Source organism: Pseudomonas sp. p50(2008) (assembly GCF_015351605.1).
Classification (GTDB): Bacteria; Pseudomonadota; Gammaproteobacteria; order Pseudomonadales; family Pseudomonadaceae; genus Aquipseudomonas.
Genome location: NZ_JACMYF010000014.1, coordinates 109073 through 122104, shown reverse-complemented (window position 1 = coordinate 122104; position 13032 = coordinate 109073). Strand labels below are relative to the sequence as shown.

The 13032-nt window shown below is 55.9% G+C and carries 12 protein-coding genes, 4 tRNA genes and 1 riboswitch; of the genes, 5 read left to right on the top strand and 11 right to left on the bottom strand.

Features of this window, described 5'->3' with window-relative positions; genetic code table 11:
• Positions 1–309 precede the first annotated feature (309 nt).
• A tRNA-Arg gene (locus tag H7698_RS29610) sits at positions 310–386 on the bottom strand.
• A 297-nt stretch (positions 387–683) separates the two neighbouring features.
• Here H7698_RS29610 and H7698_RS29605 point away from each other — a divergent pair.
• From H7698_RS29605 to H7698_RS29595, 3 genes are all read left to right on the top strand, one after another.
• Positions 684–917, top strand: coding sequence for a hypothetical protein (locus H7698_RS29605; RefSeq protein ID WP_162438714.1), 234 nt, complete (start codon positions 684–686; stop codon positions 915–917).
• A gap of 19 nt (positions 918–936) precedes the next feature.
• Positions 937–1116, top strand: a complete 180-nt coding sequence (locus H7698_RS29600; protein WP_162438713.1) for a PA3371 family protein — start codon at positions 937–939, stop codon at positions 1114–1116.
• Between the two features lie 565 nt (positions 1117–1681).
• Positions 1682–2008 (top strand): Arc family DNA-binding protein, encoded by a 327-nt coding sequence (locus H7698_RS29595; RefSeq protein WP_008154293.1) that lies wholly within the window; start codon positions 1682–1684, stop codon positions 2006–2008.
• A 253-nt stretch (positions 2009–2261) separates the two neighbouring features.
• Here H7698_RS29595 and mgtE read toward each other — a convergent pair whose 3' ends face one another.
• Positions 2262–3704 carry a magnesium transporter gene (mgtE, locus tag H7698_RS29590; protein ID WP_162438712.1) on the bottom strand — a complete coding sequence of 481 codons (1443 nt, stop codon included), beginning with the start codon at positions 3702–3704 and terminating at the stop codon, positions 2262–2264.
• A gap of 321 nt (positions 3705–4025) precedes the next feature.
• On the opposite strand from mgtE, the gene H7698_RS29585 reads away from it, so the two are divergent.
• Positions 4026–4541, top strand: coding sequence for a cell envelope protein SmpA (locus tag H7698_RS29585; protein WP_194693771.1), 516 nt, complete (start codon positions 4026–4028; stop codon positions 4539–4541).
• 19 nt (positions 4542–4560) lie between these two features.
• Here H7698_RS29585 and H7698_RS29580 read toward each other — a convergent pair.
• The 7 genes from H7698_RS29580 to ltaE all read right to left on the bottom strand — a co-directional run bounded on the left by H7698_RS29580 (position 4561) and on the right by ltaE (position 10526).
• Positions 4561–4637, bottom strand: a tRNA-Arg gene (locus H7698_RS29580).
• 71 nt (positions 4638–4708) lie between these two features.
• Positions 4709–4785, bottom strand: a tRNA-Arg gene (locus H7698_RS29575).
• Between the two features lie 107 nt (positions 4786–4892).
• A tRNA-Ser gene (locus H7698_RS29570) sits at positions 4893–4983 on the bottom strand.
• A 62-nt stretch (positions 4984–5045) separates the two neighbouring features.
• Positions 5046–5234, bottom strand: coding sequence for a carbon storage regulator CsrA (gene csrA, locus H7698_RS29565; protein ID WP_002554426.1), 189 nt, complete (start codon positions 5232–5234; stop codon positions 5046–5048).
• A gap of 187 nt (positions 5235–5421) precedes the next feature.
• A complete protein-coding gene (locus H7698_RS29560) occupies positions 5422–6663 on the bottom strand; it encodes an aspartate kinase (protein ID WP_162438711.1) in 1242 nt (413 codons plus the stop codon).
• Positions 6664–6756: 93 nt separating this feature from the next.
• Complete coding sequence (alaS, locus tag H7698_RS29555; RefSeq protein WP_194693770.1) at positions 6757–9375, bottom strand: alanine--tRNA ligase; 2619 nt, start codon at positions 9373–9375, stop codon at positions 6757–6759.
• A 146-nt stretch (positions 9376–9521) separates the two neighbouring features.
• Entirely contained in the window at positions 9522–10526 is a 1005-nt protein-coding gene (ltaE, locus tag H7698_RS29550) for a low-specificity L-threonine aldolase (RefSeq protein WP_194693769.1), read from the bottom strand.
• Between the two features lie 196 nt (positions 10527–10722).
• Positions 10723–10894: riboswitch (FMN riboswitch) on the top strand.
• 102 nt (positions 10895–10996) lie between these two features.
• Between ltaE and H7698_RS29545 the strand changes: the two genes are divergently transcribed.
• Positions 10997–11509 (top strand): 6,7-dimethyl-8-ribityllumazine synthase, encoded by a 513-nt coding sequence (locus H7698_RS29545; protein WP_194693768.1) that lies wholly within the window; start codon positions 10997–10999, stop codon positions 11507–11509.
• A 200-nt stretch (positions 11510–11709) separates the two neighbouring features.
• Here H7698_RS29545 and astE read toward each other — a convergent pair whose 3' ends face one another.
• Both astE and H7698_RS29535 read right to left on the bottom strand, forming a co-directional pair.
• On the bottom strand, positions 11710–12720 hold the full coding sequence (astE, locus tag H7698_RS29540; RefSeq protein ID WP_162438707.1) for a succinylglutamate desuccinylase: 1011 nt from the start codon (positions 12718–12720) through the stop codon (positions 11710–11712).
• 11 nt (positions 12721–12731) lie between these two features.
• Positions 12732–13019, bottom strand: a complete 288-nt coding sequence (locus H7698_RS29535) for a hypothetical protein (protein ID WP_008033108.1) — start codon at positions 13017–13019, stop codon at positions 12732–12734.
• Positions 13020–13032 lie beyond the last annotated feature (13 nt).

Here is a 13032-nt window from a genome sequence, read left to right as displayed (position 1 = left end):
TGACCTGAAGCAACTCACTGCCGAAAACTGCGTAACTCTTTGTTTACCAAGGAGTTTTCCGTTTCGACTGCGCCGGAAGTGGGGCGAATTATAGACATCCTGAATCTGCCGTCAAGCACTGATTTTGATTTTCTATCAGAAAGTCGAATAGCTTCCTTATATAAGGAAGGGATCCGACCTGACAGCTTACGCGAGACATAAAAAAGCCCTGCCTGAGTGAACCCAGCAGGGCTTTTCGACTTCTGCAGCAACCTCGAGATCTTGATCAACATCACCGAACAAGAAGCGGGCCGGCAGAAGGAGAAGTCATGGTGTCCCAGGGCAGGTTCGAACTGCCAACCTTCCCCTTAGGAGGGGGATGCTCTATCCAATTGAGCTACTGAGACATTCGTCATCCGGAAAACTGCCAAGAGGCGTCATGCAGCGACGGCGTGCATGTTAACGGGCAACCCTACTTTTGTCATGTCGTCCGCATGCTTTTTAAGCGTAGGCAATGTTCCCCTCATTCGCCGATGGTCGCCGGTCGTGCAAATAACACCCCCCTCAAAAAGCCATCATTGCAAAATGCACGAACAAAACCATCCAACCGAACCCTAATCCCCTGTATTTGAACGACTTATCCCATTTAGACTGTTGGCACGCTGGCTGCTTTAGTAACCTGCAAAGCATCGGAGATCATTCCCATGAACAACATCCTTCTTCTTTCGAACGTGATAGCACTGGCCCTTCTGCTGGGATTCACTTTCACACCCGAGAAGGATGAAGAGTCGATCGTCCAACGGATACCGCATTATCTTCAGCTGCAAAAAGCCCCTCAGCTAGCGGTCATGAATACCGATCCAGGCTTTGGAATTCAAAGCGGTAGTCAGGGGACGGCCGTGTTGCCCACTCATTCTTCAGATCGCTTGGTATTTTGAATCATTCAGGAGCATCAGTATGTCCAAGTCCGCCGCAGGATTTTTCGTCCTGGCCCTAATAAGCGGCATCTACCATTTTTCATCAGCACAAGAGACGTATCTCACCGTCCCACTGATTGCTTGCGGCGCTTTTTCCTCGCTGTTCATCTTGGCATTGATCGCCGGTCGTAAGATCAAGTTCGACCCGGTTTTTCGCTAACACACTCGCAGCAACGTCGAAAGGCGAGGACCACCAGAGTGACCTCGCCCAAAATGCTCCCGAAAATGAATCCAGAATCGCAAATCAACCGCGCCAATTTTATGGCCACGGTATCTGATCAGCGCGAATTCCCGTGAAGCCCCCTCCCCGGCTAGCGGCCTCGATAAAACGCTGCCATCCATCCTGAAACTGCCTACTTCACGAACCTTTGACTAGCGAATCGGCCATTTGCCACTATTCTCTAAAAGTAAGGTTTCGCAGAACCTCGCGTAGTTAGCGACTTCCCGTGGCGCTTGGGAGATCGCTTTGCAAACAGGAGGATGCGGCAGCAGGACAGTCCTGGTCAAAGTTTCAAACCAGTCCGCATTTCTGATGATTGGTGCTGGCAGAACGCCTTTATCCAGTTCAATATTTGTCACAGAATTGACGCCAACGAACTGGCAATCTTGAGGCATGATGCGGGCCTCTATCAATTCAGGTTGAACATTTGGCCAGAGCGCTTGTCCTATCAGACATCCTGCGGCCAATCCCGAGAACCGCTCCCCTGAACTAACCGGTTAAATATATGCGCCCATTGAAACAGGCAATTTATTCCAGCCGTACGGCTGACAAGTTCGTCGTACGTCTGCCAGACGGAATGCGTGAACGCATTGCCGAAGTGGCTCGCAATCATCATCGCAGCATGAACTCCGAAATCATCGCGCGCCTTGAGCAAAGCCTTATTCAGGAAGGTGCGCTGGGCGAAGAACTCAGCATGCGCCTGGACAGCCCTGAGCTGTCACTGCACGAACGCGAACTGTTGCAACGTTTCCGTCAACTCTCCCATCGCCAGCAAAATGCGCTTGTTTCGCTGATCGCCCATGACGCCGAAATGGCCACAGACGCGTCCTGATTGAACTGATTTCCCAAGCCAGCGTAAAGCTGGCTTTTTTTTGTCCGAAATTCAGTGGTAGGTGCATTGCCCCCCTCGCCCACTGTAATACTTGACTACCTTGGCGCCCTCATCATGCAAAGAGAGGCCGTCCTGGATTCAGAGTTCCGTCGACAAAAATTAGGAAAGCCCTGCAAGCGTAACTTGCAGGGCTTTTCGGTGAGACTGGCCATCTAATTAGACCCGCCGAATGACGGATCTTAAAAACGGTAAGTCAGAGCAAGAATATCGTTGCCAAGCCCAGAAATATGAAGAAGCCCCCACTGTCGGTCATGGCAGTGATCATGACACTCGCTCCCATTGCAGGATCACGTCCTAATCGAGCGAGTGTCATGGGTATCAACACCCCCATCAATGCGGCAAGCAGCAGGTTTAGTGTCATGGCAGCAGTCATGACCACCCCCAGGGACCAGCTCCCATATAGGAGGTAGGCCACGATGCCAATGACGCCTCCCCAAACCAAGCCATTGATCAGGCCGACCGCCAACTCCTTGCGCATCAATCGCGAGGTATTGCCTGTACTCACCTGATCCAGCGCCATCGCCCTGACAATCATAGTGATGGTCTGATTACCCGAGTTACCGCCAATACCGGCCACAATCGGCATCAATGCCGCGAGTGCTACCAGCTTCTCAATGGAACCTTCGAACAGACCAATCACTCGTGAGGCAATGAACGCAGTAACCAGGTTAACCGCGAGCCAGGCCCAACGGTTACGCAGGGACTTCCAGACCGACGCGAAAATGTCTTCCTCTTCACGCAGACCCGCCATGTTGAGAACTTCGTTTTCGCTCTCCTCACGAATCAGATCGACCATTTCATCGATGGTCAGACGGCCGATCAACTTACCGTTCTTATCGACCACGGGGGCCGAAATCAAATCGTAACGCTCAAATGCTTGAGCAGCATCGTAGGCATCTTCATCCGGATGAAAACTTACCGGATCGCTGGCCATGACTTCCGCGACCTGTTTGTCCGGATCGTTGACCAACAAACGCTTAATGGGCAAAACGCCCTTCAGCACGCCGTCGTAATCCACGACGAACAGTTTGTCCGTATGACCTGGCAACTCTTTGAGGCGACGCAGGTACCGCAAAACCACCTCAAGACTGACATCCTCACGGATTGTCACCATCTCGAAGTCCATCAGCGCACCGACTTGTTCCTCGTCGTAGGACAACGCGGAGCGAACGCGCTCACGCTGTTGACCATCCAGAGTTTCCATCAGCTCGTGAACGACGTCTCTCGGCAACTCGGACGCGAGGTCCGCCAATTCATCGGCGTCCATGTCCTTGGCTGCCGCCAACAGCTCGTGATCGTCCATGTCGGCGATCAGGGTTTCACGAACCGAGTCGGACACTTCAAGCAGGATGTCACCGTCGCGATCGGCCTTGACCAATTGCCAGAGCGTTAAACGATCGTCCAGCGGCAAAGCTTCAAGAATGTAGGCGACGTCGGCGGAGTGCAGGTCATCGAGCTTGCGTTGCAGCTCGACGAGGTTTTGACGGTGAACAAGGTTCTCGACCCGTTCGTGATGCGGACCTTCCTGGCGATGAGTCAGGTCTTCGACCACTCGCTGACGATGCAGCAGCTCAACGACTTGAGCGAGGCGGTCTTGCAGGCTTTCTTGCGTTTTCTTTACTTCTACTTCAGACATAGGCGAACTCCACTCCCAGCAGCGGGGCACGCCGGAAGCATCAATCAGTCAATTCATGATTGGAAAAATGGGGTACTGAGTAACTACTGGGTAAGTCCATGGAGGTTTTCCACAAGCCCCGGCGGGGCTGACGGGCGCAATGATACACCGCCCGAAGGTTTTAAACGTTAAAAAATCGCGGTTGAAACAAGCGCTTGCAGAACAAACCTGAGTGATGCCCTGATCCATTCAATCTGCGACGACTCATTCGGAAAAGAAAACACACCCTCGCCGGAAAATGTAGCGACTACCCTGCAATAGGACCGTCAAGGAGGACGATTGATGCTTTCGAACAGACATTATTTTTTGCTGGCCGCTCTACTCTGCCTTCCCCAGACAGCGCTTGCAGTGACCATTCACCGCTGCGAGGCGCCGGACGGAAGCATCACCTTCACCACATTGAGCTGTAACGCCGGCGAGGACTTCTCAACACAGGAGGTGCGCACTTCCATGCCAAGTACCACGATGGCACTGCTGCCGGAAGCTGATGCCCGCGACAGGACAAGCACCACCGGGATGAGGAATCTGACGATCGTCGGCCAAGCCGAGGATAAATGTGGAAATCAGCTAAGCGCACGCGAGAGACGTGCAGCGATCATCAATCAGCGCATAGTCGCCGGCATGACCCAGCAGGAGGTGGAAAGCGCCTTGGGCAAACCGGACAAGATCACTATTCGTAATTCGGCTATTAGGTATCGCTACAACGACAAGCGTGGTCGCAGCGCGCAAATCGTGTTTGACGATAAAGGATGCACAAAAGGAAAAGCCAAATCCCAGACGGCAAAAAGCCCGCTTTAAAAGCGGGCTTTTTGTTGTTTGGTGCACTCGACAGGATTCGAACCTGTGACCGCTCGGTTCGTAGCCGAGTACTCTATCCAGCTGAGCTACGAGTGCATGTGTGTTTTTATACCAGATCACAACTGGTTGGAGCCAAGTCATTCGCATTACTGCAAACAACTCTTAAATGGTGCACTCGACAGGATTCGAACCTGTGACCGCTCGGTTCGTAGCCGAGTACTCTATCCAGCTGAGCTACGAGTGCATTTGTTGCCGCGCATTATAGGCCGTCTAATCTCTATGTCAAACACTTTTTCTAGTAATTTCAACAACTTACCGAAGAAGCCAGATTACAACGTACTACGCAAATAATGGCGGAGAACGGGGGATTCGAACCCCCGACACCCTTTTGAGGTGTACTCCCTTAGCAGGGGAGCGCCTTCGGCCACTCGGCCAGCTCTCCGCAACACGGGGCGTATCTTAACCAACCTTTTCCCCGTTTGCAAACATAAAAAGCGATAAAAATTAATGGCTTGGTTCTTCGTCCTTCTCTTTCTTTATACGCAGGTAAATTTCCTCACGGTGGACCGCAACCTCTTTCGGGGCGTTGACACCGATACGCACTTGATTTCCTTTGACGCCGAGCACGGTTACGGTGATTTCGCCATCACCGATAATCAGGCTTTCTGCGCACCGACGAGTCAGAATCAGCATACCTTTCTCCTCACGCATTACATTTCAGGGACAGCAGTCTGCAAAAAAAGAGGCACTCGACCTACAACCAAAATGGTCGAAGTCCTACATGCCTGAGTATTGACCAGCGCGAGCAAAAGAACAGCCTCGAGTCACGCCATTCAAGAAAACAAAAGGCGCGGTCAGACCGCGCCCTTTGGCAAACGCATCACTCGCCCTGACGGGCCGGCGCGTCCAGTTCGAAAGCCGTGTGCAGAGCGCGCACAGCCAGTTCCAGATACTTCTCTTCAATCACCACGGAGACTTTGATTTCCGAGGTCGAGATCATCTGAATGTTGATCGTTTCCTTGGCCAGTGCTTCGAACATCCGGCTGGCGACGCCTGCGTGAGAACGCATGCCAACACCGACGATCGACACCTTGGCAATCTTGGTGTCGCCGATGACTTCACGGGCACCCAACTCGCTAGCGGTTTTTTCCAGCACCGTCTGCGCCGCCTGGTAATCATTGCGGTGCACAGTGAAGGTGAAGTCAGTGGTGTTATCGTGCGCGACGTTCTGCACGATCATGTCGACTTCAATGTTCGCGCCACTGATCGGACCAAGAATCTTGAACGCAACGCCCGGGATGTCTGGCACGCCACGGATAGTCAGCTTGGCTTCATCGCGGTTGAAAGCGATACCGGAAATGATCGGCTGTTCCATGGTTTCCTCTTCATCAATAGTAATGAGGGTGCCCGGCCCCTCCTTGAAGCTGTGCAGTACGCGCAGCGGAACGTTGTACTTCCCGGCGAATTCCACCGCACGGATCTGCAACACCTTTGAACCGAGGCTGGCCATTTCCAGCATCTCTTCAAAGGTAATCTTGTCCAGGCGCTGAGCCACGGACACCACACGTGGATCTGTGGTGTAGACGCCGTCGACATCGGTGTAGATCTGGCATTCGTCCGCCTTCAAGGCCGCTGCCAGCGCCACGCCGGTGGTGTCGGAACCGCCACGACCGAGTGTGGTGATGTTGCCGTGCTCGTCGACGCCCTGGAAACCGGCGACAACCACCACACGCCCTGCTTTCAGATCACCACGAATCTTCTGGTCATCAATCTGCAAGATACGCGCTTTGTTGTGCGCACTGTCTGTCAGGATCCGCACTTGATTGCCGGTGTAGGACACCGCTGGCACGCCGCGCTTGATCAGCGCCATGGCCAACAGTGCAATCGTCACCTGCTCACCAGTCGAGACAATCACGTCCAGTTCACGAGGAACCGGCTGGCCGTCGCCACTGATTTTCTTGGCCAGATCGATCAGACGGTTGGTTTCGCCGCTCATTGCAGACAGCACAACCACCAGGTCGTCGCCGGCATCGCGGAATTTCTTAACCTTGTCGGCGACCTGCTCGATTCTCTCGACAGTGCCGACCGAGGTGCCTCCAAATTTCTGTACGATCAAAGCCATTTCAAAGCCGCCTCTGCCCATGAAGGGCGCCCAAAAAAATCACTCAAACAGCGTTCCGGTCCGCCACTAGACTGCGGACCGGAAACAGTTGCCTTATAAACCCTGCTCTACAAACGGAACAGTCAGGGCCAATGCCGCGTCCAGTGCGCCAGCGTCAGTACCACCGCCCTGCGCCATGTCTGGACGACCACCGCCCTTCCCGCCCACTGCCGCAGCGGCTTGCTTCATCAAATCACCGGCTTTGAGTTGGCCAGTCAGGTCTTTGGTTACGCCTGCAACCAGAACGACCTTATCCTCATGGACACTGCCGAGCAGGATCACTGCGCGGCCGAGTTTGTTCTTCAGCTGATCAACCAGCGCCAGCAGCGCCTTGCCATCCTGACCGTCCAGACGCACGGCCAGGACCTTCACACCCTTGACGTCCAGCGCAGAAGCCGACAGATCGTCGCCCGCCGCGCTGGCAGCCTTGGCCTGCAACTGCTCGAGTTGCTTCTCCAGCAGACGGTTGCGCTCCAGCACAGCCGAGAGCTTGTCGATCAGGTTGTCGCGACTGCCCTTGACCAGGTTGGCCGCTTCCTTGAGTTGTTCTTCCGCAGCGTTCAAGTAAGCCAGTGCCGCAGCACCGGTGACGGCTTCGATACGACGCACACCCGAAGCCACACCACCTTCGCTGATGATTTTCAGCAGGCCGATGTCACCGGTACGGTTGGCATGGATACCGCCGCAGAGCTCGACGGAGAAATCACCGCCCATGCTCAGTACGCGAACGTTGTCGCCGTATTTTTCGCCGAACAGCGCCATGGCGCCTTTTTGCTTGGCGGTTTCGATATCGGTTTCTTCGGTCGCAACTTCAGAGTTCTTGCGAATCTCGGCGTTGACGATGTCTTCCAGTGCTTTCAGTTGCTCAGGCTTGATAGCTTCGAAGTGGCTGAAGTCAAAACGCAGGCGCTGACTGTCGACCAAAGAGCCTTTCTGCTGAACGTGTTCGCCCAGCACCTTCCGCAGTGCTGCGTGCAGCAAGTGTGTCGCTGAGTGGTTCAGCGCGGTGGCGTGACGCACCTCGGCATCAACATGAGTGTCGACCGGCGCGCCAACGAGCAGGCTGCCCGAGGCCAAAACACCGTGATGCAGAAATGCACCGCCAGTCTTGGTCGTGTCGCGCACGTCGAAACGCGAAGCGCCCGCTTGCAGGTAACCGCTATCGCCAATCTGGCCACCGGATTCGGCATAGAACGGGGTCTGATTGAGGACGATGACGGCCTCTTCGCCTTCACTCAATACGTCGACCGACTGACCATCTTTATAGATAGCGACAATTTTGGCCGAGCCACTGGTGGCTTTGTAACCGGTGAACTCGGTGGCCACGTCAACCTTGACCAGCGTGTTGTAGTCCAGGCCGAAGGAACTCGCCGAACGGGCACGGACGCGCTGGGCTTCCATTTCACGTTCGAAGCCGACTTCGTCGACGGTCAGGTTACGTTCGCGGGCGATGTCCGCCGTCAGGTCCATCGGGAAACCGTAGGTGTCGTACAACTTGAACACCACATCGCCCGGCACGACGGTACCTTTGAGCTCCAGCAGATCCTGCTCGAGGATCTTCAGGCCGTGCTCAAGCGTCTTGGAGAACTGCTCTTCTTCAGCTTTAAGCACGCGTTCGATGTTGGCTTGTTGCTGCTTGAGTTCCGGGAACGCTTCACCCATCTCGGCAACCAGTGCCGCGACGATCTTGTAGAAGAAGCTACCGGTCGCGCCCAGCTTGTTACCGTGACGGCAGGCACGACGAATGATTCGGCGCAGCACATAGCCGCGACCTTCGTTGGACGGCAGCACACCGTCTGCAATCAGGAAACCGCACGAGCGGATGTGGTCGGAGACCACCTTGAGCGACGACTGGTCGTCATTGCTGCAACCGATGGCCTCGGCCGAAGCGCTCAGCAGATTCTTGAACAGGTCGATTTCGTAGTTGGAATGGACGTGCTGCATGACCGCACTGATCCGCTCCAGGCCCATGCCGGTGTCGACCGACGGCGCAGGCAACGGATGCAACACGCCATCGGCGGTGCGGTTGAATTGCATGAACACGTTGTTCCAGATTTCGATGTAGCGATCACCGTCTTCTTCCGGCGAACCTGGCGGGCCGCCCCAGATGTGGTCGCCGTGATCGTAGAAAATCTCGGTGCAAGGACCGCACGGGCCAGTATCGCCCATGGTCCAGAAGTTATCGGACGCATACGGCGCGCCCTTGTTGTCGCCGATACGGATCATGCGCTCAACCGGCACACCGATCTGCTTCGTCCAGATGTCGTAAGCCTCATCGTCCGACGCATAGACGGTGACCCAGAGTTTTTCCTTGGGCAGCTTCAAGACATCGGTCAGGAAGGTCCAGGCGTACGTGATCGCGTCATGCTTGAAGTAATCGCCGAAGCTGAAGTTACCCAGCATTTCAAAGAATGTGTGGTGACGAGCGGTATAGCCGACGTTTTCCAGGTCACTGTTCTTGCCACCGGCACGCACGCACTTCTGGCTGCTTGTCGCACGGGTGTACGCGCGCTTTTCCTGGCCCAGGAAACAGTCCTTGAACTGGTTCATCCCCGCGTTAGTGAACAGCAGGGTTGGGTCGTTGCCCGGAATCAAAGAGCTGGAGGCTACACGGGTGTGGCCTTGCTCTTCGAAGAAGCGAAGGAAGGCTTCACGGATTTCTGCGCTTTTCATTAGGTTCTTCCACGGAGGCTGCGGCCAAAGGCCTGTGCGAAACGTCAACAGACGAAGCGACGGCAAAGGGCCGCATTATATCGGCGTTAGTGACTAGGTACAGTGTGTTTGTACGATACAAACAGTCAATTGGACGGCTAACACGGTCAGTTGCGAGAAAAGTCGGCAAATGTCGCGACGACCTGCTCGATTTGAGCACGACTGACGTCCATGTGAGTCACCATGCGCAGTCGCCCGGCAGCACTCAATTTGATCCCTCGCTCGGCGGCGAAGGCTTTGATCGCCTCGGCTTTTTCGCCCATTTGCACATAAACCATGTTGGTCTGAACGGGCTCGACTTCATAACCGGCGGCTGTCAGACCGTCAGCCAGGTGTTGTGCGTTGGTATGGTCGTCGGCCAGACGCTCCACGTTGTTTTCCAGCGCATACAATCCCGCCGCCGCCAAGAGACCCGCCTGACGCATACCGCCCCCCACCATTTTGCGCAAACGCCGGGCCTTGGCAATGAGTTCCGTCGAGCCACACAGCACTGAACCGATGGGCGCGCCCAGCCCTTTGGACAGACACACGGACACTGAATCGAAGTGCTGGGTGATCTCCCGGGCATCCACCCCCAATTTGACCGCCGCGTTATAAAGACGCGCGCCGTCCAGATGCAACGCCAGACCATGCTCTCGGGTGAACTCTCGAGCCCGAGCCAGATACTCCAATGGCAGCACTTTGCCTTGCATGGAGTTTTCCAGTGCCAGCAAACGGGTGCGGGCGAAGTGGAAATCATCCGGTTTGATGGCGGCAGCCACGTGAGCCAGATCCAGCGAGCCATCGGCCTGCACCTCGATAGGCTGCGGCTGGATCGAACCCAGTACCGCCGCGCCGCCACCCTCGTACTTATAGGTGTGTGCCTGCTGGCCAACGATGTATTCGTCACCGCGCTCGCAATGGGCCATCAAGCCCAACAAGTTACTCATGGTGCCCGTTGGCACAAACAGCGCCGCAGCGAAACCCAACCGATCGGCAAGCTCGGCTTCCAGACGATTGACCGTCGGGTCTTCACCGTACACGTCATCACCCGTGGCCGCTTTGGCCATGGCGTCGAGCATACCGGCGGTGGGTTGGGTGACGGTGTCGCTGCGAAGATCGATAACGCTCATGAATCTGGCCTCGGTAAGCAGGGGAAATCCCTTTCATGTAGGAATTACTGCGGTCTTGGCGCCGAATAATCAACCCCGCGTCGAGGAAAAGTCTCGCCGACACAACTGAAAACTCGATCGCAATCATCAGATAGCAGCGATGCGCCAGTCAGAAATATGTGTTAAAAACGCTTCGCCGCCAGACAATCTGGCGGCAAAACGTTCTCAGGGCGGGGCGCAACTCCCCACCGGCGGTAATTGCGCGCAATGCGCATAGCCCGCGAGCGCTTGGCGGCAGGCACGGCAATAGCGGTGCATGACGGCAAGGTCAGCAGACCCGGTGTGATCCCGGGGCCGACGGTCATAGTCCGGATGAAGAGAGAACGGGATTGGCGCCAAAGGGCCGTCCGCATGCCTTAGTGCGAGCGCGCGTACCCTTAAATCCCATTCGATTCATATGCCCTGTTTTTTACACAAACAGGAGTCAGAACATGCAACCCACCGCAATCGATAGCAAAAGCAAACACCATCACGGCGAGCGCGTAGCGTTCATCCAGGCCTGCTGGCACAAGGAAATCGTCGATCAGAGCCGTAAAGGCTTTTTGGCGGAAATGATTGCCCAGGGTTATCAGGAATCCGACATCGACTTCTTCGAAGTCGGCGGCGCCTTTGAAATGCCTCTGCACGCCAAGTTGCTGGCCAAGACCGGTCGCTATGCCGGCATTGTCGCGGCAGCCCTGGTAGTAGACGGCGGGATCTACCGTCACGAATTCGTTGCCCAATCGGTGGTCAGTGGCCTGATGCAGGTTCAACTGGAAACCGAAGTGCCCGTGTTCTCGGTCTCCCTGACCCCGCACCACTTCCATGCCGGCGAAGAACTGCATCACAAATTTTTCTTCGAGCATTTCGTGCATAAAGGCCAGGAAGCGGCGAAGACCTGCGCGGATACGCTGCACAAGATACGTGCATTGCGCCGTACTGAGCCGCGTGCGGTAGCGGTCTAAACAAAACCTGTGATGGGGTGAAGGTCTCTAAACCTCACCCCAATCAGAATGTGGGAGCGGGTCGTGGCGAGGGATTTATCGAAACGTCGCACCGCCCCGTCGGGTGGCGCAGCCGCCCCGAAAAACCTGGGCCTGCTTCGCAGTCCAACGGGGATAAATCCCCTCGCCACAACCACTCCCACGTTGGTTGTGTGCTGCGCCTAGGCGAGGTTTTCGTCGGTCGTCGGCACGATCAGGATGCCGGCACGCAGTCCATTCTTGACCTTGGGATTCGGGAAGATAATCCGGGCGCCCTCCTCCTCGATGATCCAGCGCGTCTGGGCAATGTCTTCGGCCAGCAGGTACCCCACCTCCAACTCCGTAAAATTCTCGATGTCGGCCGGCAAGTTCAGGCGGAAGCTATCGCTGTGCTTGATGATTTCCCGCGCCACGCTGAACAACTGCAACCCCTCCAGCGAAGCTTCGCTGAGCGGCGGCTCATTACCCTCGATAATTTGCTGAAGACGGGTTTCCAACAGATCAACGTTGACCCCGTCGTTCTGCCCGAACGGTCGCGCCTTGCCCAATTCAAGCGTGAAAGACTCGGCGCCAAGCTTGTCATAGGTGTAGGAACTGAAAACGATGGAAGGCTTGTTCTGCAGCAGCACGGCTTCCATCCCGGCGGCACGCAAGCGCGCCAGCTCCAGGCGTGAATGCTGGCGACCTTCCTTCCAGGGGTACAAGGCAAACTGCTCGATTTTCGAGCCGCGAATCGCCGTGTGGAGATCGTAGTGCAAACGGCTGCGATCCGGCAGGCTGAAGAAACTGGCCGCCAGCCGCTCCAGCTCACAGGCGCGCAGGGCCTCGGCACCACTGCTTTGTTCGTGACGGCCGTTGAACAGCCGATTGACGTCCTGCTCGATGAAGCGTTCGCCTTTGCGAATCGCATCCGGGTTGCCGAACAGGAACAGAATACGTGCACGCGGCTTCAAATCGCCGCGGGCGATGTCATGCAACAGGCGGTCGAGCAACTCGATCGGCGCTGTTTCGTTGCCATGGATGCCGGCCGACAGCAGCACGTCCATGCCGTTGTCGCGGGCTTCAGGTGGTCGGACTTCCAGCGCACCTTCGCTCAACCAGCGCATCCGCACGCCTTCGACAGTCAGTTGAGTCTTCTCCGCCGGTTCACGGCCGGCGAGGGTCAGTTCAAGCAATTTGCCGAGGGCGAGCATAGAGCGTTTCCTTAGTGGTCGTGTGCGCAATCCGGGCCGTGCACGTGGTCTTCGTCACCGACTTCAGCCGGCTCCATTTCCAGTTGCAGACTTACCAGATTAGTCGCCAATGGGCGCAGCAGCAGGTTTGCGTATTCAGCGTCACCTTCTTCCACGTCCACGCCGATCAGCAGTTGGCCACGGCCATCGTGCTGAATCCACAGCTCTTTGCCTTGCCAAATGACCGCGACGCGGGTGCAGGAAGTTTCCAGTTGCGTGCCGTCGGTGTCTTCAAGGATCAGCTGCAGGGTATCGCTCATGTTTTTTTCGCTC